Origin of the sequence: Enterobacter sp. 01-M-03-SI-ECC, assembly GCF_047530215.1 — a bacterium.
GTDB classification, from domain to species: domain Bacteria; phylum Pseudomonadota; class Gammaproteobacteria; order Enterobacterales; family Enterobacteriaceae; genus Enterobacter; species Enterobacter chengduensis.
The window spans coordinates 14,708-38,325 of sequence record NZ_JBLKDA010000030.1 but is presented as its reverse complement, the minus strand read 5'-3'; the positions used below and the strand labels follow the sequence as shown (position 1 = coordinate 38,325).

21 protein-coding genes and 1 pseudogene are annotated in these 23,618 nt (G+C 57.5%); 10 read left to right on the top strand and 12 right to left on the bottom strand.

Features of this window, described 5'->3' with window-relative positions; all coding sequences use genetic code 11:
• Window positions 1-100: 100 nt before the first annotated feature.
• Both rsmD and ACMWKK_RS21445 read left to right on the top strand, forming a co-directional pair.
• The gene (gene rsmD / locus ACMWKK_RS21450) at window positions 101-703 is read left to right on the top strand and encodes a 16S rRNA (guanine(966)-N(2))-methyltransferase (RefSeq protein WP_112780392.1); all 603 of its coding nucleotides are present in this window, start codon (window positions 101-103) and stop codon (window positions 701-703) included.
• Complete coding sequence (locus ACMWKK_RS21445; RefSeq protein ID WP_008500088.1) at window positions 687-968, top strand: DUF1145 family protein; 282 nt, start codon at window positions 687-689, stop codon at window positions 966-968. The genes rsmD and ACMWKK_RS21445 overlap by 17 nt, the downstream gene beginning before the upstream one ends.
• Before the next feature lie 82 nt (window positions 969-1,050).
• Here the strand turns inward: ACMWKK_RS21445 and ACMWKK_RS21440 are convergent, their stop codons facing one another.
• The gene (locus ACMWKK_RS21440; RefSeq protein WP_112780391.1) at window positions 1,051-1,410 is read right to left on the bottom strand and encodes a DUF2500 domain-containing protein; all 360 of its coding nucleotides are present in this window, start codon (window positions 1,408-1,410) and stop codon (window positions 1,051-1,053) included.
• Window positions 1,411-1,539: 129 nt separating this feature from the next.
• Between ACMWKK_RS21440 and ACMWKK_RS21435 the strand changes: the two genes are divergently transcribed.
• Both ACMWKK_RS21435 and zntA read left to right on the top strand, forming a co-directional pair.
• Entirely contained in the window at window positions 1,540-2,166 is a 627-nt protein-coding gene (locus tag ACMWKK_RS21435; RefSeq protein ID WP_112780390.1) for a lysoplasmalogenase, read from the top strand.
• A gap of 76 nt (window positions 2,167-2,242) precedes the next feature.
• Window positions 2,243-4,414, top strand: a complete 2,172-nt coding sequence (gene zntA, locus ACMWKK_RS21430) for a Zn(II)/Cd(II)/Pb(II) translocating P-type ATPase ZntA (RefSeq protein WP_112780389.1) — start codon at window positions 2,243-2,245, stop codon at window positions 4,412-4,414.
• Between the two features lie 88 nt (window positions 4,415-4,502).
• On the opposite strand, the gene ubiA is transcribed toward zntA, so the two are convergent.
• The 5 genes from ubiA to malK all read right to left on the bottom strand — a co-directional run bounded on the left by ubiA (window position 4,503) and on the right by malK (window position 9,625).
• Complete coding sequence (ubiA, locus tag ACMWKK_RS21425; protein ID WP_112780388.1) at window positions 4,503-5,372, bottom strand: 4-hydroxybenzoate octaprenyltransferase; 870 nt, start codon at window positions 5,370-5,372, stop codon at window positions 4,503-4,505.
• 12 nt (window positions 5,373-5,384) lie between these two features.
• Complete coding sequence (gene ubiC / locus ACMWKK_RS21420) at window positions 5,385-5,882, bottom strand: chorismate lyase (RefSeq protein ID WP_112780387.1); 498 nt, start codon at window positions 5,880-5,882, stop codon at window positions 5,385-5,387.
• Between the two features lie 180 nt (window positions 5,883-6,062).
• Complete coding sequence (malM, locus tag ACMWKK_RS21415; RefSeq protein ID WP_112780386.1) at window positions 6,063-7,016, bottom strand: maltose operon protein MalM; 954 nt, start codon at window positions 7,014-7,016, stop codon at window positions 6,063-6,065.
• A 114-nt stretch (window positions 7,017-7,130) separates the two neighbouring features.
• Complete coding sequence (locus tag ACMWKK_RS21410) at window positions 7,131-8,444, bottom strand: maltoporin (RefSeq protein WP_045328924.1); 1,314 nt, start codon at window positions 8,442-8,444, stop codon at window positions 7,131-7,133.
• Between the two features lie 71 nt (window positions 8,445-8,515).
• Entirely contained in the window at window positions 8,516-9,625 is a 1,110-nt protein-coding gene (malK, locus tag ACMWKK_RS21405; protein ID WP_008500080.1) for a maltose/maltodextrin ABC transporter ATP-binding protein MalK, read from the bottom strand.
• Window positions 9,626-9,995: 370 nt separating this feature from the next.
• Between malK and malE the strand changes: the two genes are divergently transcribed.
• The 3 genes from malE to malG all read left to right on the top strand — a co-directional run bounded on the left by malE (window position 9,996) and on the right by malG (window position 13,757).
• Complete coding sequence (malE, locus tag ACMWKK_RS21400) at window positions 9,996-11,186, top strand: maltose/maltodextrin ABC transporter substrate-binding protein MalE (protein WP_112780385.1); 1,191 nt, start codon at window positions 9,996-9,998, stop codon at window positions 11,184-11,186.
• A 121-nt stretch (window positions 11,187-11,307) separates the two neighbouring features.
• Entirely contained in the window at window positions 11,308-12,852 is a 1,545-nt protein-coding gene (gene malF, locus ACMWKK_RS21395; RefSeq protein WP_112780384.1) for a maltose ABC transporter permease MalF, read from the top strand.
• 14 nt (window positions 12,853-12,866) lie between these two features.
• Window positions 12,867-13,757: a maltose ABC transporter permease MalG gene (malG, locus tag ACMWKK_RS21390; RefSeq protein WP_045328928.1), complete on the top strand. Its 891-nt coding sequence runs from the start codon at window positions 12,867-12,869 to the stop codon at window positions 13,755-13,757.
• Between the two features lie 222 nt (window positions 13,758-13,979).
• Here the strand turns inward: malG and psiE are convergent, their stop codons facing one another.
• Entirely contained in the window at window positions 13,980-14,390 is a 411-nt protein-coding gene (gene psiE, locus ACMWKK_RS21385; protein ID WP_021242727.1) for a phosphate-starvation-inducible protein PsiE, read from the bottom strand.
• 96 nt (window positions 14,391-14,486) lie between these two features.
• Here psiE and ACMWKK_RS21380 point away from each other — a divergent pair.
• Window positions 14,487-14,939 (top strand): annotated as a pseudogene (locus ACMWKK_RS21380) (acyltransferase).
• A gap of 78 nt (window positions 14,940-15,017) precedes the next feature.
• Here ACMWKK_RS21380 and ACMWKK_RS21375 read toward each other — a convergent pair.
• From ACMWKK_RS21375 to pgi, 5 genes are all read right to left on the bottom strand, one after another.
• Window positions 15,018-17,114: a YjbH domain-containing protein gene (locus ACMWKK_RS21375; protein ID WP_045328932.1), complete on the bottom strand. Its 2,097-nt coding sequence runs from the start codon at window positions 17,112-17,114 to the stop codon at window positions 15,018-15,020.
• Window positions 17,114-17,851: a capsule biosynthesis GfcC D2 domain-containing protein gene (locus tag ACMWKK_RS21370; RefSeq protein ID WP_112780383.1), complete on the bottom strand. Its 738-nt coding sequence runs from the start codon at window positions 17,849-17,851 to the stop codon at window positions 17,114-17,116. Before ACMWKK_RS21370 ends, ACMWKK_RS21375 begins: the two co-directional genes overlap by 1 nt.
• Entirely contained in the window at window positions 17,848-18,486 is a 639-nt protein-coding gene (locus tag ACMWKK_RS21365) for a YjbF family lipoprotein (protein WP_045328936.1), read from the bottom strand. Before ACMWKK_RS21365 ends, ACMWKK_RS21370 begins: the two co-directional genes overlap by 4 nt.
• A 63-nt stretch (window positions 18,487-18,549) precedes the next feature.
• Window positions 18,550-18,792: an exopolysaccharide production protein YjbE gene (yjbE, locus tag ACMWKK_RS21360; protein WP_013095034.1), complete on the bottom strand. Its 243-nt coding sequence runs from the start codon at window positions 18,790-18,792 to the stop codon at window positions 18,550-18,552.
• Between the two features lie 367 nt (window positions 18,793-19,159).
• Entirely contained in the window at window positions 19,160-20,809 is a 1,650-nt protein-coding gene (gene pgi, locus ACMWKK_RS21355) for a glucose-6-phosphate isomerase (RefSeq protein WP_045328938.1), read from the bottom strand.
• A gap of 374 nt (window positions 20,810-21,183) precedes the next feature.
• On the opposite strand from pgi, the gene lysC reads away from it, so the two are divergent.
• Window positions 21,184-22,533 (top strand): lysine-sensitive aspartokinase 3, encoded by a 1,350-nt coding sequence (gene lysC, locus ACMWKK_RS21350; RefSeq protein WP_045328939.1) that lies wholly within the window; start codon window positions 21,184-21,186, stop codon window positions 22,531-22,533.
• A gap of 93 nt (window positions 22,534-22,626) precedes the next feature.
• Window positions 22,627-23,571 (top strand): ketopantoate/pantoate/pantothenate transporter PanS, encoded by a 945-nt coding sequence (panS, locus tag ACMWKK_RS21345; protein ID WP_112780382.1) that lies wholly within the window; start codon window positions 22,627-22,629, stop codon window positions 23,569-23,571.
• The last annotated feature ends 47 nt before the right edge of the window (window positions 23,572-23,618 follow it).

Genomic DNA, 23,618 nt, shown 5'->3' with positions numbered 1-23,618 from the left:
ATACATGGAAGCTAAAAAAATGATGAAATAGTCTAACACTTTACTTAATTGACATCACCGCCCGCAATCGCAGGCCAATTGTTAACAGAGCTTTCCTGAGATGAAGAAACCCAACCGCGCCCCGGCCGGTCAAATTCGTATTATCGGCGGTCAGTGGCGAGGCCGGAAATTACCGGTGCCGGATAGCCCCGGTTTACGCCCTACTACCGACCGCGTGCGCGAGACGCTGTTTAACTGGCTGGCCCCGTCAATGGTAGACGCCCGCTGCCTGGACTGCTTCGCCGGAAGCGGCGCGCTCGGGCTGGAAGCGCTGTCGCGCTATGCCGCCAGCGCGACGCTGCTGGAGATGGAGCGCGGCGTGGCGCAGACGCTGCAGCAAAATCTGGCGACGCTGAAGGCGAGCAACGCGAAAGTAGTGAACACCAACACGCTGAGTTTTCTTACGCAGAAAGGCACGCCGCATAACGTGGTGTTTGTCGACCCGCCGTTCCGCAAGGGGCTGCTGGAAGAGACGTTATCCCTGCTGGAGCAAAACGGCTGGCTGGCGGATGATGCATTAATTTACGTTGAAAGCGAGGTGGAAAACGGTTTACCGCCGGTTCCCGCTCACTGGGATCTGCACCGCGAAAAGGTCGCCGGTCAGGTTGCCTATCGTCTTTATCACCGTCAGGCACAAGGAGGCCCCGATGCCGGTACTGATTAACCTGGGACGTTTGCTGATGCTGGGCGTCTGGGCATTTTTACTGCTCAATCTGGTGCACCCGTTCCCGCGCCCGATGAACATTTTCGTTAACGTGGCGCTGATTTTCACCTCGTTCATGCACGCCCTGCAGATGGTGATGCTGAAAAACGGCCTGCCGAAAGACGGCCCGCAGATGACCGGCTGGCAGCAGCTGCGCGTGTTTATCTTCGGCGTGTTTGAGCTGCTGGTGTGGATGAAGAAGTTTAAGGCGCAGGTGAAGAAGTAAGGTGCGCGCTATCGCCCGGTGGCGCTTCGCTTACCGGGCCTACGGAACCCTGCAGGCCGGGCAAACGCAGTGCCGCCCGGCGTTACCGCTCCGGTGCAAACCCTTCAAATCGCGACCCTTTGTAGCTCAGCGCCCCTTTCTCCCCCACCGTCAGCTGATGGTACTGCTGCGCCTCCAGGCGGAAGGTCATCTCGAGGCCGCCCGTTTCCGGCTTAAAGCTCGCCTCATAGCGCATTGCCGCGCCCGCAGGCTTCACCTGCTGCTGGCGCGAGCGGCGGTCGTTGAGCGGTTTCTCGCGTTTGTTCGTCACTACCACGCGCTTTTGCACCAGCGGTGCGGCATCGTTATGCGCCTTTTCGCGGCGCTGCTGCACGAAACGGAACGAGGCGGCAATGACGATAATCGCCACCACGATAATGAAAAACAGCGGCATCTTGCTCATTGAAAAATCCCATCAGATTATGCGGAATTCAGGATACCTTGCCTTCCCCGCCATTGCCAAACGCCCGCCCGCGTCACTACACTGGATCAGAAACTGATTATTCAGACTTAACAGATACAGGGAGTTAATATGCTTTGGTCATTTATCGCTGTCTGTTTTTCCGCATGGCTTTATGTCGATGCGTCGTACCGTGGTCCCACCTGGCAGCGCTGGCTGTTTAAACCCGTCACGCTACTGCTGCTCCTGCTGCTTGCCTGGCAAGCACCGATGTTTAACGCCGTCAGCTACCTGGTCCTCGCCGGGCTGTGCGCGTCCCTGATTGGCGATGCCTTGACCCTGCTGCCGCGCCAGCGCCTGCTGTACGCCGTTGGGGCATTTTTCCTGTCGCATCTGCTGTATACCATCTACTTTGCCAGCCAGATGACGCTCTCCTTCTTCTGGCCGCTGCCGCTGGTCCTGCTGGTAATTGGCGCCCTGCTGATCGCGGTGATCTGGTCACGGCTGGAAGAGATGCGTTTGCCGGTCTGCACGTTTATCGCCATGACCCTGGTAATGGTATGGCTGGCCGGTGAACTGTGGTTCTTCCGTCCGACCGCCCCGGCGATGTCCGCGTTTTTCGGCGCCGCGCTGCTGCTGGTCGGCAATATCGTGTGGCTGGGCAGCCACTATCGCCGCCGCTTCCGGGCGGATAACGCGATAGCCGCCGCCTGTTACTTTGCCGGGCACTTCCTGATTGTGCGTTCGCTGTATATTTAAATAGCGCTTGACTCTGGAGTCGACTCCAGAGTGTATGCTGCGGTTAATGAGAAAATTATCATTGCCGGAGACTGCCATGTCGACTCCAGAAATACCTAAAAAAGTCCCTCAATTCTCGGCGCTTAAGCTCAGCCCGGCTCCGTCGAAGGACGACTGCTGCTGCGAAGGCGCGTGCGAAACGCCCACTCAACCCCTCCCAGAAAGCGGCAACCGCTACAGCTGGGTCGTCAACGGCATGGACTGCGCGGCCTGCGCCCGTAAAGTGGAAAACGCGGTGAAGCAGGTGCCGGGCGTGAGCCACGTTCAGGTGCTGTTCGCTACCGAAAAGCTGCTGGTCAGCGCCGATAACGACGTCAGCAAGCAGGTGGAAGCGGCCGTCAGCAAGGCGGGCTATACCCTTCGTAGCGAAACGGCACCCGTTGAAAAAGCCTCCTCGCTGAAAGAAAACCTGCCGCTTATTACCCTCATCATCATGATGGCCCTGAGCTGGGGGCTGGAACAGATTAACCATCCGTTCGGCAACCTGGCGTTTATCGCCACCACGCTGGTCGGGCTGTTCCCGATTGCCCGTCAGGCGCTGCGCCTGATGAAAAGCGGCAGCTGGTTCGCCATCGAAACGCTGATGAGCGTGGCGGCGATCGGCGCGCTGTTCATTGGCGCGACGGCGGAAGCGGCGATGGTGCTGCTGCTGTTCTTAATCGGCGAACGTCTTGAGGGCTGGGCGGCGAGCCGGGCGCGTAAAGGGGTCAGCGCGCTGATGGCGCTGAAGCCGGAAACCGCCACGCGCGTGATTAACGGCGCGCGTGAAACGGTTGCCATCGCGGCGCTGCGCCCGGGTGACGTGATTGAAGTGGCCGCCGGGGGGCGACTGCCTGCCGACGGCGCGCTGCTCACCGCCACCGCAAGCTTTGATGAAAGCGCCCTGACCGGGGAATCCATTCCGATTGAGCGTGCCGCAGGTGAAAAAGTGCCGGCTGGCACCACCAGCGTCGACCGGCTGGTGCAGCTCACCGTGCTTTCCGAGCCGGGCGACAGCGCCATCGACCGTATCCTGAAGCTGATTGAAGAGGCCGAAGAGCGCCGCGCTCCGGTCGAACGCTTTATTGACCGCTTCAGCCGGATCTACACGCCCGCCATCATGCTGGTGGCCCTGCTGGTGACCGTCGTCCCACCGCTGCTCTTCGGCGCGCCGTGGGAGGGCTGGATTTATAAAGGGCTGACGCTGCTGCTGATTGGCTGCCCGTGCGCGCTGGTGATTTCCACCCCGGCGGCGATTACCTCAGGACTGGCAGCTGCGGCACGTCGCGGGGCGCTGATTAAGGGCGGCGCGGCGCTGGAACAGCTGAGCCAGGTCCAGCATATCGCCTTCGACAAAACCGGGACGCTGACCGTCGGCAAGCCGCAGGTGACCGGCGTGTATCCGCAGGACATCAGTGAAGACGAGCTGCTGACGCTGGCCGCCGCCGTCGAGCAGGGCTCCACCCACCCGCTGGCGCAGGCGATTGTGCGCGAAGCGCAGTCGCGCGGGCTGAGCATCCCTCCGGCAACCGCCCAGCGGGCGCTGGTCGGGTCAGGGATTGAGGCCGTCGTTGACGGTAAAAAGGTGCTGATCGTTGCGGCCGGCAAGTCTTCCCATCCTAAGGTTGAGGCGTTAGAACAGACCGGGCAAACCGTCGTGACCGTTATGCAGGACGGCGTGGCGAAGGGAATGCTGGCCCTGCGCGATACCCTGCGCGAAGACGCAAAAGAGGCCGTGGCGGCGCTGCATCAGCTGGGCGTGCAGGGCGTGATCCTCACCGGCGATAACCCTCGCGCGGCGGCGGCCATTGCCGGAGAGCTGGGGCTGGAGTTTAAGGCCGGGCTGCTGCCAGCCGATAAGGTCAGCGCGGTCACGGAGCTGAACGCACGCGCCCCGCTGGCGATGGTCGGTGACGGGATTAACGATGCCCCGGCGATGAAAGCGTCCACCATCGGTATTGCGATGGGCAGCGGTACCGACGTGGCGCTGGAAACAGCCGATGCCGCATTGACGCACAACCGGCTGACCGGCCTGGCACAGATGATTAGCCTGGCGCGCGCGACGCGGGCCAATATCCGGCAGAACATCGGCATCGCGCTCGGGCTGAAGGGGATTTTCCTGGTGACCACCCTGCTGGGCATGACCGGGCTGTGGCTGGCGGTACTGGCGGATACCGGCGCGACGGTGCTGGTGACGGCGAACGCGCTGCGGCTGCTGCGCCGCCGGTAAAAAAGCCGGGTGGCGGCTACGCCTTACCCGGCCTACAATTCGGCACAACACGTAGGCCCGGTAAGCGTCAGCGCCACCGGGCTATTTTTCAGGCGAAGTAGCTCATCGCCAGGCCTAAAAACAGCACCAGACCGACGTAGTTATTATTCATAAACGCCTTGAAGCAGGCGTCGCGCTCGCGCTTCGCAATCAGCTTTTGCTGGTACGCAAACAGCAGACCTGCCACCAGCACGGACCAGTAGAACTCCCAGTTCAGCCCGTTCAGACGGCCAATCGCGACCATCAGCGCCAGTACCGCGACCTGCAGGATACCGATAATCAGCTTGTCCTGACGGCCAAAAAGGATGGCGGTGGATTTAATGCCAATCTTAAGGTCGTCATCGCGGTCGACCATCGCGTACTGCGTGTCGTACGCCACGGCCCAAAGTATGTTCGCCAGGAACATCAGCCAGCAGCTAAGGGGTAAGGACTCACTCACCGCCGCAAACGCCATCGGAATCGACCAGCCGAACGCCGCGCCCAGCACCACCTGAGGCAGGTGGGTGTAGCGCTTCATAAACGGATAGATCCAGGCCAGCGCCAGCGCCGCAACGGAAAGCAGAATGGTCATGGTGTTGAGGGTTAACACCAGCAGGAAAGAGAGCAGCACCAGAATACTGAACAGCACGCGGGCTTCTTTCCCGGTGACCTGTCCGCTGGGTAACGGACGACCGGCAGTACGCTTAACGTGGCCGTCGAATTTACGATCGGCATAGTCATTCACCACGCAGCCCGCCGCACGCATCAGCCAGACCCCGGCCACGAACACGCCAAGGATCCAAAGCGGCGGCACGCCCGGCGTGGCGAGCCACAGCGCCCACAGGGTCGGCCATAGCAACAGGAAAGTGCCAATCGGTTTATCGGTACGCATCAAGCGGTGATACGCCAGCAGCTTATTCTGCGTCAGGCTCCACTCCATTTTTTCTTCCTCTTAGTACAACGGTGATGCCGGTAAAAAAAGCTCCGTCAGAATTAACGGCTTACCGCTCAGGCGAAGGCGGGAACGACGCCCCCAGAGTTCGGCATCACGACCAATCTCAATAAAATCCCGGGTCAGCTCAGACGAGGTGAAAAGGTAACGCCCCAGCGGCGTTTTCCCCAGACGCTGCAGCGCCAGCTCTGGCCCGGAAAGGGTGGACTCAGGCACCACCGTCCGCCCGGCAAGCCACGGCTCACCGTCTGCGCAGAGTAAAATTTCGCGCAGCCAGTAACGAGGCTCTTGCGGCAGCAGCGGCAGCTCGCTGGCGATCTCCTCGCCAGAGACAAACCCTTCCTGAATCAGGGTCACCGTGACCGTTTTATCCTGCTGCTCAAAACGTTTCGTCATGGAATCTTCCAGCAACAACCAGTCCAGTTGCTGAGGATCAAGCGCAGGTATTTGGTCGAAATAGCGCAGTGCACGCAGGCGCAAAAGCGCGGGGTGTGACATGCCAGACTCTCCGATACATAACGTAATGGCATTGTATCGCAGAAACGCGGATTGAGGGGGGCCAAACGTTATTTAACGATCACGATCGCAACATGGATGTAACAGCCTGGCCGAGACGAAAAAAAGTGCGCCCACTCAGGCGCACTAAACTACTGACAAATCAGCACTGTGGGGAAACGGTTACCCCTTGCCTTTTACACTGCTGATAAAGGTGGAACGGGCAGTGGTTGAACCTAAACGTTCGGCTTCATCAAGCAGTTTCAGCGCTTTATCGACATCGCCACGCTTCACCGCCTGCTTAATGGCGTTGTTGAAGTACTCTTCGGTGTCGTTCAGTACCGGCTCCGCCTTCTTCGCCGGGGCAGGCGCTGCGGTCGCTGCCGGTACGGCTGCCGTGGCGGCTGGCGCGGTATAGGCAGGTGCAGCGGTGTTGCCTACGGTGACCGGGCCGTTACCTGAGGAGCCAAACAGCGGGCCGACCAGGACGCTGGACGCGTTGTTCGTTGAGACTTTCAGCTTAAGCAGGCCGTCGGTGACGTGGCGCGCTAACGGATCCGGAATGTCCGGAACAGAGTTACCCGTTCCTTTGGCGTAGGCTTTTGCCGGATCGATAAGCTTCGTGGTCTGCTGCAGATCTTTTTCGGTCGTGAAAACCAGAACATAAATCTTCTGCTGTCCCAGAGCAGGCGTCAGGCGCATTTTGCCTTCCAGACGGTCGGCGCTCATGACGCCAGGCTCCTGGTAACTAAAATACTCGCTTGGGAAGAAGGCAGATGGCGTCAAGTTTTGATCCAGAATCAGCACGTTCGGCGCAAAGACGCTGGTTTGCTTGTTCACTTCGCTGGTTAACGTCAGGGTCAACTCACCAATGTTGGCCGGCACGCTGTAGGCGGCAACCGGTCCGGTGATCCCCGGCACGTTTAGCTGCTGGCCACCCGTCGAAAGCTGTGTCGACTGCGTTTTAGATTGATCGACAGGCGTCCATGTCAGCTGCTGGAGCGCCGCCGCCGGGATAGCCGGCGCAGCGCTGGTATTTTGTGGTACGAAATTCACGTCTGCAAAGGAGACCGCCGGAACACAGGCCATCAGCCCCGCAGAGAGGCACAGCGCGACGAGACTTTTCTTCATTTTCATTGTTATTACCTCTGATAGCAGTGAGCACTGCGGTGGCCAGGCAATAGCGCGCAGTACCCTAAGGAGAGAGGGGCTTGCGCCCCTCTTTCAGGTCATTACGTCAGGTCTAACGAATTACCACCAGATTTCCATCTGGGCACCGAAGGTCCACTCGTCAGAGTCGCCGCGGCTGAAGGTTTTTGCGGAAGTATCGCTGTACGCAACACCAGAGTCATAGCCAGCACCGGAGTTGCTGTTCGCGTAGCCCCATTTCTCATCCCATTTCGCATAGGTTGCGAAGACACGGATCGCCGGACGGGACCAGATGCTGTCGCCAGCCTGCCATTGCTGTGCCAGGGTAATTTTGTACTGGTTGTTGGTGTCGTTAGTTTTCTGAGACTTAACGTTGTCGTAGCCCACTTCAAGCAGGGTACTCATGATTGGCGTCCATTTGTACATAGGACGGACACCCACGGTCCACCATTTAGTACCGTTGTTGTTGTCCAGGTTGATGTCCTGGTACATACCCACGTACATCAGATCCCAGGAGTCGCCCAGAGAGATCGCACCGTGGTCCAGCACGCGCCACATGTCGCCGTTGTTGTTGATGCTGCCGCCTTCCGGACGGCCCTTGCCGTTGGAGGTCATAGAGTCAGTTGCGTACTGCAGCACAAACTTGTTAAAGCCCTTCAGCATGCTCTGGGTGTGTTCAGCCGTGAACATCCAGCCGTCTTTAGACGCGCCAGGCTGCAGGTAGTAGTCATCTGGAATATTGGTGTGACCATAATCAACACCGAACTCCAGCGTACCGCCTTCGTTGACCTGCATCTGCGCTAAACGGACGTCGAAGACATCGTTCGGTACCAGGTTGTCGTAAATACGGTTACCCAGCGCATCACGATCGGCAAAGGTCGCTGAGCCGCCAGCTTCAGAAGAGCGGGTTGCAGCCAGAGAGAGCTTACCGAAGCCCAGGTCGATGTTTTCGATACCCGCACCAGGACCTGAAATATCCCAGTAGTAGAAGTCGATCATGTGAACGTCATGACGCTGATAGAAGCGCTTACCGGCCCAGATGGTGGAACCTGGCAGTGCGTCAATGAGGTTTTTACCCTGCACGTTAGCTTCACGGAAGGCTGGGCTGGTGGATTCCCAGTCGTTCTGCTGAGAGACGGAATACGCAACGTTGGTGTCGAAGTAGAAGCTCTTATCGCCCTCTTTCCACACTTCCTGGCCCAGCTTCAGTTCGGCGTAGGTTTCACATTCGTTACCAAGACGGTATTTACTTTGAGCACCTGTTGCCTGGAAGCACTGCTGTTCACCGCCACTCCCGGTCCAGCCGATGCCGGAACGAGCATAACCTTTAAAGTCCACGGCGCCCGCCTGGGCAGACAGGATGCCTGCCGCAATGGCGATTGCCAGAGGGACTTGTTTGCGCAGAGTAATCATCATTCTATCTCCTGAGATCATTGCTTTTCTTTGAACACTTCACCTGTCGGCTTCGTGTCTTCTTTTGGGATTGCTTAAACGCCTGGCTCTTTATGCAACCGACGACATGCAGTGCCATCCTCACGGAACAGATGGCAGCGCTCTGGCGGCAAACCGATAGCGAATGTGGCACCCTCTTCTACCAACACCACGTCGTTCTGGCGGTAGACCAGGTTCTGACGGATGGCGGGGATCTGGATATGAATCTGTGTTTCGTGACCAAGCTGTTCGACGACCTGAACCTCACCTTCCAGGGTCACATCGGCGATGTGGCTCGGCAGCAGGTGCTCAGGACGAATACCGAGGGACATGTTTGCCCCCACCTGTACGTTGGCGCTGTCGACCGGCAGCCAGACCTGCTGACGGTTTGGCAGCTCCACCTGTACCTGTTCAATGGCTGTCGCGGTCACTTTGACCGGCAGGAAGTTCATCTTTGGCGAGCCAATAAAGCCCGCAACAAAGCGGTCTGCCGGGTAGTGGTACAGCTCCAGCGGTTTACCCACCTGCGCCACGCGACCGGCATCCAGCACCACGATTTTGTCGGCGAGGGTCATCGCTTCGACCTGATCGTGGGTGACGTAAATCATCGTGCGGCCAAGACGCTTGTGCAGACGGGAGATTTCGATACGCATCTGGACGCGCAGGGCGGCATCCAGGTTAGAGAGAGGCTCATCAAGCAGGAACACGCGCGGTTCGGCCACCAGCGTACGGCCAATCGCCACGCGCTGACGCTGACCGCCGGAAAGCGCTTTTGGCTTACGCTCCAGCAGGTGCGCCAGCTGCAGCACTTCTGCCACCTGCGTCACGCGCTGGTTAATCACCTCTTTCTTCGCGCCGGCCAGCTTCAGGCCAAAGGACATATTTTCGGCAACGGAAAGGTGGGGATAGAGTGCATAAGACTGGAATACCATACCGACGCCGCGTTCGGCAGGCGGGATGTCATTCATTCGGGTATCACCGATCAGCAGGTCGCCGCTGGTGATGGTTTCAAGACCGGCAATCATACGCAGCAGGGTTGATTTACCACAGCCTGATGGGCCAACAAACACCACGAATTCGCCTTCGTGGATGTCCAGATTGATGTCTTTCGACACCACAACGTCACCCCAGGCTTTCGTTACATTACGCAGCTGTACGCTCGCCATGCCCTTCTCCCTTCGTTACAACCTGTCGCCGACAGAAACATTCAAGATAAGTTCACTATGGGGTATCCATTACTTTCCTGAATCCTCCACCCCCCGGCTTTTTTATGGGGGAGGAGGCGGGAGGATGAGAGAGCAGGCTCTGCGACCGCCGTGGGCGGGCTAAGGCAAAATTCGTGAAGCCGCCTGCAAAATTCGGTGGGTTTTTATGTGCGCCAGCACTCATAACTTAAATTTATGCAACGGAGATCACACAAACGGGGGGTGGGGCGTAGGGGTTGGGAGGATGGAAAGAGGATGTCAAATAAGGAGACTGAAACACGTTGAACCACTGAAGTCATACCACGAGACATCACCAAAAAGGATGGCAGCTATGAATATCAAGACTGGCGCACGCGTTTTCGCATTGTCCGCCCTCGCAGCAATGATGATTTCCGCACCGGCGCTCGCCAAAATTGAAGAAGGCAAACTGGTTATCTGGATTAACGGCGACAAAGGCTATAACGGCCTGGCCGAAGTGGGCAAAAAATTCGAGAAAGATACCGGCATCAAAGTGACCGTAGAACACCCGGACAAACTGGAAGAGAAATTCCCGCAGGTTGCAGCAACCGGCGATGGCCCGGACATCATCTTCTGGGCGCATGACCGTTTCGGTGGCTACGCGCAGTCTGGCCTGCTGGCTGAAGTGACGCCAGACAAAGCGTTCCAGGACAAGCTGTTCCCGTTCACCTGGGACGCCGTGCGCTACAACGGCAAGCTGATCGCTTACCCTATCGCGGTTGAAGCGCTGTCTCTGATTTACAACAAAGACCTGGTGCCAAACCCACCGAAAACCTGGGAAGAGATCCCGAAACTGGATAAAGAGCTGAAGGCGAAAGGTAAATCCGCACTGATGTTCAACCTGCAAGAGCCGTACTTCACCTGGCCGCTGATTGCTGCCGACGGCGGTTACGCGTTCAAGTTTGAAAACGGCAAGTATGACGTGAAAGACGTGGGCGTAGACAATGCGGGCGCGAAAGCGGGTCTGACCTTCCTGATCGATCTGATCAAGAACAAACACATGAACGCGGATACCGACTACTCCATCGCGGAAGCGGCGTTCAACAAAGGCGAAACGGCGATGACCATCAACGGTCCGTGGGCGTGGACCAACATCGACAAGAGCAAAATCAACTATGGCGTAACGCTGCTGCCAACCTTCAAAGACAAGCCGTCTAAACCGTTCGTTGGCGTGCTGAGCGCAGGCATCAACGCCGCCAGCCCGAACAAAGAGCTGGCGAAAGAGTTCCTGGAAAACTACCTGCTGACCGATCAGGGTCTGGATGAAGTGAACAAGGACAAACCGCTGGGCGCCGTCGCGCTGAAATCCTTCCAGGATCAGCTGGCGAAAGACCCGCGTATCGCGGCCACCATGGATAACGCCCAGAAAGGCGAAATCATGCCGAACATCCCACAGATGTCCGCATTCTGGTATGCCACCCGTACCGCGGTTATCAACGCAGCAAGCGGTCGTCAGACTGTCGATGCCGCGCTGAAAGATGCGCAGGGCCGTATTGCTAAGTAAGTCTGATAAACGGCGGGTGGCGCGTGCGCTAACCCGCCTTACGACTACGGCACGATCCGTAGGTCAGGTAAGCGCAGCGCCACCTGACGAAAAGTTTCCACCGTTGTAGAGGAATAACCCCATGGATGTCATTAAAAAGAAGCACTGGTGGCAAAGCGACGCGCTGAAGTGGTCAGCGATCGGCCTGCTGTGTCTGCTGGTGGGTTACCTTGTTGTTTTAATGTACGTACAAGGGGAATATCTGTTCGCCATCATGACGCTGATCCTGAGCTCTGCTGGCCTGTATATTTTCGCCAACCGTAAAGCCTATGCCTGGCGCTACGTCTATCCGGGCGTGGCCGGGATGGGGCTGTTTGTCCTGTTCCCGCTGATTTGCACCATCGCCATTGCGTTTACCAACTACAGCAGCACCAACCAGCTTGCGCAAGAGCGCGCGCAGCAGGTTCTGCTGGACCGCTCATACCAGGCAGGCAAGACCTTTAACTTCGGCCTGTATCCTGCCGGCAACGATTGGAAGTTAGCGCTTACTGACGATGCAAGCGGGAAATACTATGTCTCCGACGCCTTCAAATTTGGCGGCGAGCAGAAGCTGGCCTTAAAAGAAGCGCAAGCCCTGCCGGAAGGCGAACGCGCCAACCTGCGCGTGATTACCCAGAACCGTCAGGCGCTGACCCAGCTCACCGCCGTGCTGCCAGATGAGAGCAAAGTGACCATGAGCTCGCTGCGCCAGTTCTCCGGCACGCAGCCGCTCTATACCCTGGAAAATGACGGCACGCTGACGAATAACCAGAGCGGCGTGAAGTATCGCCCGAACAACGACATCGGTTTCTATCAGTCCATTACCGCCGACGGCAAATGGGGTGATGACAAGCTCAGCCCGGGCTACACCGTGACCATCGGCTGGGACAACTTTACCCGCGTATTTACCGACGAAGGCATCCAGAAACCGTTCTTCGCCATCTTCGTCTGGACGGTGGTCTTCTCGGTGCTGACCGTGATCCTGACCGTGGCCGTGGGCATGGTGCTGGCCTGTCTGGTGCAGTGGGAATCCCTGAAGGGCAAAGCGATTTACCGCGTGCTGCTGATTCTGCCGTATGCCGTACCGTCATTTATCTCGATACTGATTTTCAAAGGGCTGTTCAACCAGAGCTTCGGTGAAATCAACATGATGCTGAGCGCGCTGTTCGGTATCAAGCCGGCCTGGTTCAGCGACCCGACCACCGCCCGCTCGATGATCATCATCGTCAACACCTGGCTGGGCTATCCGTACATGATGATCCTGTGCATGGGGCTGCTGAAGGCTATTCCGGACGACCTGTACGAAGCTTCGGCAATGGACGGCGCGGGTCCGTTCCAGAACTTCTTCAAGATTACGCTGCCGCTGCTCATTAAGCCGCTGACGCCGCTGATGATTGCCAGCTTCGCCTTTAACTTTAATAACTTCGTGCTGATTCAGCTGTTGACCAACGGCGGCCCGGACCGCCTTGGCACCACCACGCCAGCGGGCTATACCGACCTGCTCGTGAGCTACACCTACCGTATCGCCTTCGAAGGCGGCGGCGGTCAGGACTTCGGTCTGGCGGCGGCGATTGCCACCCTGATCTTCCTGCTGGTGGGCGCCCTGGCGATTGTGAACCTGAAAGCTACGCGCATGAAATTTGATTAAGGGAGATAACGATAATGGCTATGGTCCAACCCAAATCTCAGAAGCTGCGCCTCCTGGCGACGCACTTAGGCCTGCTGATTTTTATCGCGGCGATCATGTTCCCGCTGCTGATGGTTATCGCCATCTCCCTGCGTTCCGGTAACTTCGCTACCGGGAGCCTGATCCCGGACGAAATCTCCTGGGAGCACTGGAAGCTGGCGCTGGGCTTCAGCGTGGAACACGCGGATGGCCGCGTCACGCCGCCGCCGTTCCCGGTGCTGCTGTGGCTGTGGAACTCGGTGAAAATTGCAGGCATTACCGCCGTGGGTATCGTCGCGCTGTCCACCACCTGCGCTTACGCCTTCGCCCGCATGCGCTTCCCGGGCAAAGCGACGCTGCTGAAAGGGATGCTGATTTTCCAGATGTTCCCGGCCGTGCTGTCGCTGGTGGCGCTGTATGCCTTATTTGACCGTCTGGGCCAGTACGTGCCGTTTATCGGTCTGAACACCCATGGCGGCGTGATCTTCGCCTATCTTGGCGGCATCGCGCTGCACGTATGGACCATTAAAGGCTATTTCGAAACCATTGACGGTTCGCTGGAAGAAGCGGCCGCGCTGGATGGTGCAACGCCGTGGCAGGCGTTCCGCCTCGTACTTCTGCCGCTGTCGGTGCCGATTCTGGCGGTGGTGTTTATCCTGTCGTTTATCGCCGCCATCACCGAAGTGCCCGTCGCGTCGCTGCTGCTGCGCGATGTGAACAGCTACACCCTGGCCGTGGGTATGCAGCAATACCTCAACCCGCAAAACTACCTGTGGGGCGACTTTGCCGCGGCGGCCGTACTCTCTGCCATCCCGATTACCGTGGTGTTCCTGCTGGCGCAGCGCTGGCTGGTTAACGGCCTGACGGCGGGCGGTGTGAAAGGTTAAGTTTCATTTTGTTATGCCACTGCAACCCTCAACTTTAGACGTATTGTATTGACCCAATACTCAAAATATTTTGCGGTGCTGGAAGGCGGCAAGTGAGTGAATCCCCAGGAGCTTACTAAAGTAAGTGACTGGGGTGAGCGAACGCAGCCAACGCATCAGCAGCGTAAAATATGAAGAGTAAACTTGTGACTGTTGTTAGGCGGCCTTCGGGCCGCCATTTTTTTATTCGCGTTTCAGCCGCTTCGAATTGCACAGCCAGAGCGTGATCACCAGCAGCAGGATCGCCGCCGAGTAGATCAGGACGTCGAGGGGAGATTTATGATCGACGATGATCAGCCGCACAATCGCGGTGATCCCGATGTAGACAAAATAGCGCAGCGGGAAGTGAAAGCCGGACTGAAAATACTTCACAATCAGGGCGATAAATTCAAAGTAGAGAAAGTAGACCACCAGGCCTTCCACCAGCGCATATTTGCTGGTTTGTTCAGGGGCAAACAGCACATCCGCCAGATGCACCGTCTCTTTACCCAAAAAGACGACCAATATCAGGCCAAGGCTCAACAGACCGAGGTTCAGCACGGTCTGGAGGACAGTTGAGATAAACTCAACGCGCGGGCGAGTCAGGGATGTCATACAGCACCTCATTCTCCAGGGCGAGGTTTCTGTATAACGCAAAAATGTGACGGAGATCTATATTTTTTAATTATGTTTTATGTAGGGAGGTAACCGATGGATCGTAAACCAACCGGGGTACGCAACGTAACCTGTGGTGAAAATGTCACCCTTTACGAACCCGCCAATCTTTATGACTGCGTGCTCGGCAACCGCGTGTTCGTCGGCCCGTTTGTTTAAATCCAGGGCAATACCTGCATTGGTGACGACAGCAAAATTCAGTCGCACACCTTCATCTGTGAGTATGTGACCATCGGTAAGCGTTGCTTTGTTGGCCATGGCGTGATGTTTGCCAACGATATGTTCCGCGAAGGCAAACCCAATGCTGACCGGAACAGCTGGGGACGCATTACCGTGGGGAATGACGTATCGATAGGCAGCGGTGCCACCATCCTTGCGGTCTCCATCTGCGATGGCGCGGTGATTGGCGCGGGAAGCGTGGTGACCAAATCGATCGTCGATAAAGGTGTCTATGCCGGTAACCCGGCGAGGCTGCTGCGCCGCTTGTGATTCGCCCGGTGGCGCTGCGCTTACCGGGCCTACAAAAACCGTAGGCCGGGCAAACGCAGTGCCGCCCGGCGTGAAGCATTAGCGGAAGTTAATATTCTTATCGCTCGTCATGTCATACAGCTGGAACTTGCGTCCAAGCTGCTGACCGCCGTCACGCGTCAGCGGCGTCCAGCCAACCGCCGCACGGCTGCGGGTTGGGCCTGAGGAGAACAGATCCAGCGGAATCGACACGTAGACCCCTTTGGTGAAGTCCCCTTCCCCGTATTCGTCCGGCGAGACGTTGGTGATGGTGGCATAGCCGCCCACCACAACGCCGCTGTCGAAGTGTTTAGAGATATCCAGCGTGCCGCCCTTATCGCCCGCCAGGTACTGGCCGACGCTGGCTTTTACCAGCACGTCAGGGGCGAACGACGGCGTCCAGTAGGCGGTCAGATGGCCCGTTTTGACGCTGTAGTCGGTGAACTTCATCATATCCTGCGCGCTGCGCCAGTCGCGCTGCTTGACGTAGTTGGCGTCAATCCCGAACGCCCAGTTGCTGTCGACAGGGCGATAAAGCACTTCCGCCCCCGCGCCGCCGTACATGGTTTCCAGATAGCCGCCGTACACCTGGCCGTAGAAGCCATTGCCGAAGTACTGGAAGTAGTTGGCCTGCAGGTTATTCACGTAGGCATCGTTCTGCACGTATTCACGCACGCGGGTACGCACGCGCGGCAGCGTTGAGTCTTTTGGCGGGTTGGTGTAGTTGAACTTGTCGTAGTTGTTGGCAATGTTGCCGAACAGGCTGCCGGTAGTCAGCAGGTGGTCGGTAAGCCACAGATCCGCCGTCGCCATGACGCCCAGCTGATACATGTAGAAGTTTTCCGGCCCGCCGACGGACTGGTTCAGCACCGGATCGATATGGAAATCGAAGCGCGATCTGTCGATATACCAGCCCTGCTCGGTGGTCTCGGGCACCACCGGCTCAACGCGTTTTTGCACCAGCTCGGTTTCATGCCCGAGCGGTTCGCCTTCCAGGTGGCGCTTCAGGCTGGCAACGTCCGTTTCGGTGGTGACCTGTGGCAGGTTGAGGCGGTTTTCCGTCACGCGGATCGTGCGGATCCCCTCCGGCAGATCGTTCATGACGATCCGGTTGGCGCGCTCGATCCCTTCGCGCGAGTCGCGGTATTTCACCTGCTCGCCGGTGACGTAAAGCGTATCGCCTTTGGTCTGAATCTTTGGATCCGCCAGACCGGCATTGTATTTAAGCAGCGTCAGCTGGTTTGCCACCACGGAGTGCTGCAAAATGGCATCCTGCGGCTCCGGCCGGTAGGCAGGCCGCGCGTTATCGTTGTAGTGCGGCCGCATGTCGTTAAAGTTGGTGCGCAGCGTGAAGCCAAACATCACCGTATTGCCGCGCTCGTAGCTGAGGTTAACGTCGGCCCAGTCGGCGACGCGATAAATGGCGCCGACGTTAAACTTGCTCTTTTGCTCAATCTTTCCGGCGAATTCCTGGGAATAGTCATTCCCTTCGTACTCCAGCTTCAGGCGCAGCGGCTGCCACGGCGTCTGGTATTCCACGCCGCCAAACAGCGACGCCGGGCCGTGAAACATCTGATCGCCGTTAATTGAACCGGCTTTTTTATAGCTGTTATCGCGGTAGCAATATTTATCGCTGTAGGAGCATAACGGGTTTTTTACGTTGCCGCTGGTGCCCAGATAGCCCCAGCCCAGCCCGAGCGAGAAATCGAACGGCCCCCAGGCTTTGTTGGCCACAATGTATTCCGCGTCAAACAGGCCGGTCCCGCCGATATCTTTGGCCCCCACGGAGACCTGCGGCATCCAGTAGCTCTCTTCCCACAGGCGCAGCTTAAGGTCGAAGGCTTTATCTTTGTAGGTCTGATCGCCGGAGAACGCCTCCACGCTGCTGTACTGTTTCGTGCGCACGTCGGTATAGCGCAGCGTGGTTTCAAGCCACGGGAACAGCTGCACCGACGCCGAGTAGTAGCGGTACTGGTCGTTATCGCGGTAGTTAAGGCTGATTTCCCCTTCGCGCGCCATCCGCGCGGTGGGGGTTTGCAGTAAACCGACGCCGCCGAAGTCTGACTGAGACGGGCCAACGGGTGCCGGATACGTTTCTGCATGGCAGGCGGCACTCACGCAGAGCGCCAGCATGCTGTAGAGATAGGTTCTTTTCATTATTCCGGTATCCGCTGAATCAGGGAGTGAAGGATATCGGCGTTAAGCCCGTCATACGCCTTCGTCCAGAAATGGTCGGCAAAACCGACAAAAATGATGCTGCCCGGCATAGGTTCGATATGGCGCTTGTTCCAGTAAGCCACCGGCGCTTTTTGCGTATGCCCGTCAGGGTAAACCACCCAGGCGTAGCTGTTATCGGCACCGCTCAGCAGGCTCTGCTCGTCGAGATAGCTCGCCACGTCGCGTCCCGGCGTAAAGGGCTTGTTACCCGGGCTGCTGATAAGCCCCATCACGGTCACCGTCGTCGGCTTCGCCGGAAGCCAGAGCGTATACTCCCCTTCCAGCGTCGGGTTGCCGTTTTCCGTAACGCGCACCTCGTCCGGGTCAAGATTCACCGTCTGACGGCCCGTCACCTTCAGCGCCTGCAGCTGCTGGCGGACGCTGTTAATGGCCGCCGCATCGTCGCCGTCTTCCTGCTCTGCCAGCCCCGTCAGCCTGGCAAGAAGCGCCTTGTGCTGCTGTTCCGCTTCAATAGTCTTCTGCCGTTCGGCGATTACCGCGCCCGGCCACCAGCTGTTGGCAAGCCTTGGCTGCCCGACGAGATCGAGCAGATGCTCGGCGTGGGTCAGCGTTTTCGGTTTTTCACTGTCCGGCGTGTAAACCTTCACCGTCCCTGCGGACCATGCCGCAGGGGTTGCAAGGCTCGCAATTAGCGCAACGCGGATAATTGTTCTCATGATTTTGCGGCCTTGATCAGCGTGGTTTTCACCGGGAAGAATCCGGCACCGAGATACTGCAAGGACTGGCGGATATGCCCTTCCTCGTCGATCCAGAAGCGGTTGTGCCAGGTGGCCTGGTCGGTGGTGACCTCTTCATCCAGCACGCGAACCTGCGTTTCGTCGCTGCCGACCTTCACGCTGTCGGTGCCGTCCCAGCGAAAGGTCGAGCGCGCCGTGGCGTAACGCACCTGCTTGTGTTCGGTCCAGCCCATCGTGCGCGTCCAGCCTGCGCCGTCGACGATCTGGTTCGGCTTGATCAGCGGGTCGTCGGCGACATTATTCACCTCCAGCAGGTTGTCACCGCCGAGCAGCGTTTTCACTATGCGGCCATGCTGCGTCACGATGGTGGCCTGATCCTGCGTCACCCATTTCTGCTGCCCGTTTTCATCGAAAGCGAGCACCACAAACAGCTGCGGGCCATCGTTAAGCTGCATGTACTGGCTGGCATAAGGCATGTTTTGCAGTTCGTCATCGGTCAGATGCACGCCCGGTGTGCCGAACAGGCTTTCCCACAGGGAATGTCCCAGCCCTTTAGTGGTGGCCGAGCACGCCTGCAGCAGCAGGCAAATCAGAATGATTGCAGGTCGCTTCACGACTCTTCTCCGAAGGGGCGAAATAACCACACCGAAGTGTGGTTATGATTAAAACACCCGCTATTACTGGGTGCTGGTTGTCGTGGTGGTCGTGGTTCCGGTGTTGGAGCCATCACCGCCACCGGTTGCCGCCAGCGCGACACCCACGGCTGAACTTACGGTGCTGGTGCTGGCTGCGGTAGAACTTCCCGCAGACGCAGACGTCGCTGCCGACCCTGCTGCTTCCCCGACCTGAACCGGAGCTGCATAGACAGATGTCGCCGCAAGCGCAGATATGGCAAAAATGCCATACAGTACTTTCTTCATAACAATTTCCCTTCAATGAATGAATGGAGATTTGCCCGAAAAGAATTTCAGGCGGAATCGAGTATACACAACTCAAGCCGTGGGTTTGCCGTACGGGGAAATAGGGGTAAGGTTTTCAGATTAATGGATAAAATCGAAATGAAAGGCAAATAATAAAAATAAATAACGCATACAAAACAATGTGTTATAATATAAACATATTATTTATCTTCTGCGTATTTTCTTAAAATAAACCGCAGCAATTAACGGGTTAAGCGTCTTTTTCGGATTAAACTCAGAGCCAGAATTTGAGTTAACTAACAGACATCAGGAATTATCCGATAAAAAAATGCCGGCATTAAGCCGGCACGTTTTCATAGCGTTTTAATTACGCACGCCAGGCTTTATAACGGTTGATCAGACCATTTGTCGAGCTGTCGTGGCTGGTAATCGCTTTATCGTCACCCAGCTCTGGCAGAATACGGTTTGCCAGCTGTTTGCCCAGCTCAACGCCCCACTGGTCAAAGGTGAAGATGTTCAGGATCGCGCCCTGCGTGAAGATTTTGTGCTCGTACAGGGCAATCAGCGCGCCCAGGCTGAACGGCGTGATTTCGCGCAGCAGGATAGAGTTGGTTGGGCGGTTGCCTTCGAACACTTTGAACGGCACAACGTGCTCCAGGGTAGCCGGATCTTTACCCTGGTCACGGTATTCCTGCTCAACGACTTCACGGGATTTACCAAACGCCAGCGCTTCGGTCTGCGCGAAGAAGTTCGACAGCAGCTTCGGATGGTGGTCAGACAGCGGGTTATGGGTGATAGCTGGGGCGATGAAATCGCACGGTACCATTTTGGTGCCCTGGTGGATCAGCTGGTAGAAGGCATGCTGACCGTTGGTGCCCGGCTCGCCCCAGATGATTGGGCCAGTCTGGTAATCCACCGCGTTGCCGTTACGGTCAACGTATTTACCGTTGGATTCCATGTTGCCCTGCTGGAAGTAGGCCGCAAAGCGGTGCATATACTGGTCATACGGCAGGATCGCTTCGGTTTCAGCGCCGAAGAAGTTGTTGTACCAGATACCGATCAGCGCCAGCAGCACCGGCAGGTTTTTCTCTGGTGCGGTCGTGGAGAAGTGTTTATCCATCGCGTGCGCGCCGGAGAGCAGCTCAACGAAGTTGTCGAAGCCCACGGACAGGATGATGGACAGGCCAATCGCAGACCACAGAGAGTAGCGGCCGCCGACCCAGTCCCAGAACTCGAACATGTTCGCGGTATCAATGCCGAACTCGCTGACCGCTTTACCGTTGGTAGACAGCGCCGCGAAGTGTTTCGCCACGTGCTTGTTGTCGCCCGCGGTTTTCAGGAACCAGTCGCGCGCGCTGTGGGCGTTGGTCATGGTTTCCTGGGTGGTGAAGGTTTTGGAGGCAACCAGGAACAGGGTGGTTTCCGGATTCACGTTCTTCAGCACTTCAGCGATGTGGGTACCGTCGACGTTAGACACGAAATGCATATTGAGGTGGTTTTTGTACGGGCGCAGCGCTTCGGTCACCATGAACGGACCGAGGTCAGAACCGCCGATACCGATGTTTACCACGTCGGTGATCGCTTTGCCGGTATAGCCTTTCCAGCTGCCGGAGATGATCGCTTCGGAGAAGGTTTTCATCTTTTCCAGCACCGCGTTCACTTCCGGCATGACGTCTTTGCCGTCAACGATGATTGGCGTATTGCTACGGTTACGCAGGGCCACGTGCAGCACGGCACGGTCTTCGGTGCGGTTAATTTTCTCACCGGAGAACATGGATTTGATGGCGTCCGCCAGCTCGGTTTCTTTCGCCAGATCCTGCAGCTTTGCCAGCGTCTCTTCGGTAATGCGGTTTTTAGAGAAATCCACCAGCATCAGGTCGTCGAAGGTCGCGGAGAACTTAGAGAAACGATCGGCATCTTTCGCGAACAGATCCGCGATGGTGACGTCTTTCATTTCATCAAAATGTTTCTGGAGTGCCTGCCAGGCAGCGGTCTGCGTTGGGTTGATGTTTTTCATTAGCAATACTCTTCTGATTTGAGAATTGTGACTGCGGTCGATTGTAGCGCCTGCAAATAAAAATTGTGATGGTTTTTATGCCATTGCCCTGGCCTGCATCAAACACAGGTGAAAAGACCCGAAAAGTATAGCTGCTGAAGCGCCTTCCCGGGGCGGCGAAATGTCGGTCAAAACAGGGTAAAACGGAGCATAAAATCTGGCGCTGTTATAAGTCCTGTTTCTCAGGGGTACCCCCCCATAAAAAATCCGCATAATCCCAGCATTGACAGGACCTCCCCCGCATTTTATTTATAGGGCCGTATTTTGCGCCTGCACCTGTTTTCGTTTCACTCTTGTGCCAAGGTCGCTTATTCATTCCCTGACACGAGGTTGTTATGACGAGTTTTGTGGTCGCCAAATTTGGCGGCACCAGTGTGGCCGATTACGATGCCATGAACCGCAGCGCCGATGTGGTGCTGGCCGATCCGAATACCCGCCTGGTGGTGCTGTCTGCCTCCGCCGGGGTGACGAACCTGCTGGTTTCTCTGTCTGAAGGACTGGAAGCGACAGAACGTTTCGTGAAGCTGGATGCACTGCGCAAAATTCAGTTCAACATCCTTGAGCGTCTGCAGAACCCGAACGTGATCCGCGAAGAAGTGGAACGCCTGCTGGAAAATATCACTACCCTGGCAGAAGCGGCGTCTCTGGCCACCTCCACCGCCCTGACCGACGAGCTGGTCAGCCACGGCGAGCTGATGTCCACCCTGCTGTTTGTTGAAATCATGCGCGAGCGTAGCGTTCAGGCGCAGTGGTTTGACGTGCGTAAAATCATGCGCACCAGCGACCGCTTTGGCCGCGCCGAGCCGGACGTTGAGGCGCTGGCGGAGCTGACCAGTCAGCAGCTGGCCCCGCGTCTGGCAGACGGCATCGTGATCACCCAGGGCTTTATCGGCAGTGAAGCCAAAGGCCGCACCACCACGCTTGGCCGCGGCGGCAGCGACTACACCGCCGCGCTGCTGGGTGAAGCCCTGCACGCCACGCGCGTGGATATCTGGACTGACGTTCCGGGCATTTACACCACCGACCCGCGCGTCGTTTCCGCGGCGAAACGTATTGATGTGATCGCCTTTGAAGAGGCGGCGGAAATGGCCACCTTCGGCGCGAAGGTGCTGCACCCGGCCACGCTGCTGCCTGCCGTGCGCAGCGATATTCCGGTCTTCGTCGGCTCCAGCAAAGATCCGAAAGCGGGCGGGACGCTGGTCTGCAAGAAAACGGAAAACCCGCCGCTGTTCCGCGCCCTGGCCCTGCGCCGTCGCCAGACGCTGGTGACGCTGCACAGCCACAATATGCTGCACTCTCGCGGCTTCCTGGCGGAAGTGTTTGGCATTCTCGCGCGCCACAATATCTCGGTGGATCTGATCACCACCTCTGAAGTGAGCATTGCGCTGACGCTGGATACCACCGGCTCGACCTCCACCGGCGACACGCTGCTGACCCAGTCGCTGCTGATTGAGCTGTCTGAACTGTGCCGCGTGGAAGTGGAAGAAGACCTGGCGCTGGTTGCCATCATTGGCAACAAGCTGTCGCGCGCCTGCGGCGTGGGCAAAGAGGTGTTTGGCGTGCTCGACCCGTTCAACATCCGCATGATCTGCTACGGCGCATCCAGCTATAACCTCTGCTTCCTGGTCCCGGCCGACCAGGCCGAGCAGGTCGTGCAGAAACTTCATCAGAATTTGTTTGAATAAAATTCGTTAGCACGTTAAACAATATCAATAAGCCGGGCGCAGACCCGGCTTTTTTACAACTAAACAACACGACAATACTGCAAGGAATCCACTATGTTATCCGCCATCACGCGGCTGTTCCCGTTATGGGCGCTGCTGCTCTCCGTACTCGCGTATTACACGCCCACCACGTTCACCGGCATTGGCCCGTGGGTCACCACGCTGCTGATGCTGATCATGTTCGGTATGGGCGTGCATCTGAAAATCGACGACTTTAAACGCGTGCTGTCTCGCCCTGCGCCCGTCGCGGCAGGAATATTTCTGCACTACCTGGTGATGCCGCTCGCGGCGTGGCTGCTGGCGATGGCCTTTAAGATGCCGCCCGACCTCTCCGCCGGGATGGTGCTGGTGGGCAGCGTGGCCAGCGGCACGGCGTCCAACGTCATGATCTATCTGGCGAAAGGTGACGTGGCGCTCTCCGTCACTATTTCATCCGTTTCCACGCTGGTGGGCGTAATTGCCACGCCGCTGTTAACCCGCCTGTACGTGGACGCGCATATACAGGTGGACGTGATGGGCATGCTGCTGAGCATTCTGCAGATTGTGGTGATCCCGATTGCGCTGGGGCTGGTCATTCACCATCTTTTCCCGCGCGTGGTCAAAGGGGTTGAACCGTACCTGCCCGCGTTTTCGATGGTCTGTATTCTGGCGATCATCAGCGCCGTGGTGGCCGGTTCTGCATCGCATATTGCTTCCGTCGGATTTGTGGTGATCGTCGCGGTGGTGCTGCATAACACCATTGGCCTGCTGGGTGGCTACTGGGGCGGGAAGCTGTTCGGCTTTGACGAATCAACCTGCCGCACGCTGGCAATCGAGGTGGGCATGCAGAACTCCGGCCTGGCGGCGGCGCTCGGTAAACTTTACTTCTCCCCGCTGGCGGCCCTGCCTGGCGCGCTGTTCTCCGTCTGGCATAACCTCTCCGGCTCCCTGCTGGCGGGCTACTGGTCCGGCAAACCAATTGATGAGCAAACGAAAAAAGATGCGGTGAAGCAGGGTTAATTGACGCGGCTTGCTTTACACTGAAGCCTCCCTATCAGGAGGCTTCA

Excerpts from the sequence above, each read along its gene's own strand:
- rsmD (WP_112780392.1), top strand. The coding sequence starts at position 101 with ATGAAGAAACCCAACCGCGCCCCGGCCGGTCAAATTCGTATTATCGGC.
- ACMWKK_RS21445 (WP_008500088.1), top strand. The coding sequence starts at position 687 with ATGCCGGTACTGATTAACCTGGGACGTTTGCTGATGCTGGGCGTCTGG.
- ACMWKK_RS21440 (WP_112780391.1), bottom strand. The coding sequence starts at position 1,410 with ATGAGCAAGATGCCGCTGTTTTTCATTATCGTGGTGGCGATTATCGTC.
- ACMWKK_RS21435 (WP_112780390.1), top strand. The coding sequence starts at position 1,540 with ATGCTTTGGTCATTTATCGCTGTCTGTTTTTCCGCATGGCTTTATGTC.
- zntA (WP_112780389.1), top strand. The coding sequence starts at position 2,243 with ATGTCGACTCCAGAAATACCTAAAAAAGTCCCTCAATTCTCGGCGCTT.
- ubiA (WP_112780388.1), bottom strand. The coding sequence starts at position 5,372 with ATGGAGTGGAGCCTGACGCAGAATAAGCTGCTGGCGTATCACCGCTTG.
- ubiC (WP_112780387.1), bottom strand. The coding sequence starts at position 5,882 with ATGTCACACCCCGCGCTTTTGCGCCTGCGTGCACTGCGCTATTTCGAC.
- malM (WP_112780386.1), bottom strand. The coding sequence starts at position 7,016 with ATGAAAATGAAGAAAAGTCTCGTCGCGCTGTGCCTCTCTGCGGGGCTG.
- ACMWKK_RS21410 (WP_045328924.1), bottom strand. The coding sequence starts at position 8,444 with ATGATGATTACTCTGCGCAAACAAGTCCCTCTGGCAATCGCCATTGCG.
- malK (WP_008500080.1), bottom strand. The coding sequence starts at position 9,625 with ATGGCGAGCGTACAGCTGCGTAATGTAACGAAAGCCTGGGGTGACGTT.
- malE (WP_112780385.1), top strand. The coding sequence starts at position 9,996 with ATGAATATCAAGACTGGCGCACGCGTTTTCGCATTGTCCGCCCTCGCA.
- malF (WP_112780384.1), top strand. The coding sequence starts at position 11,308 with ATGGATGTCATTAAAAAGAAGCACTGGTGGCAAAGCGACGCGCTGAAG.
- malG (WP_045328928.1), top strand. The coding sequence starts at position 12,867 with ATGGCTATGGTCCAACCCAAATCTCAGAAGCTGCGCCTCCTGGCGACG.
- psiE (WP_021242727.1), bottom strand. The coding sequence starts at position 14,390 with ATGACATCCCTGACTCGCCCGCGCGTTGAGTTTATCTCAACTGTCCTC.
- ACMWKK_RS21375 (WP_045328932.1), bottom strand. The coding sequence starts at position 17,114 with ATGAAAAGAACCTATCTCTACAGCATGCTGGCGCTCTGCGTGAGTGCC.
- ACMWKK_RS21370 (WP_112780383.1), bottom strand. The coding sequence starts at position 17,851 with ATGAGAACAATTATCCGCGTTGCGCTAATTGCGAGCCTTGCAACCCCT.
- yjbE (WP_013095034.1), bottom strand. The coding sequence starts at position 18,792 with ATGAAGAAAGTACTGTATGGCATTTTTGCCATATCTGCGCTTGCGGCG.
- pgi (WP_045328938.1), bottom strand. The coding sequence starts at position 20,809 with ATGAAAAACATCAACCCAACGCAGACCGCTGCCTGGCAGGCACTCCAG.
- lysC (WP_045328939.1), top strand. The coding sequence starts at position 21,184 with ATGACGAGTTTTGTGGTCGCCAAATTTGGCGGCACCAGTGTGGCCGAT.
- panS (WP_112780382.1), top strand. The coding sequence starts at position 22,627 with ATGTTATCCGCCATCACGCGGCTGTTCCCGTTATGGGCGCTGCTGCTC.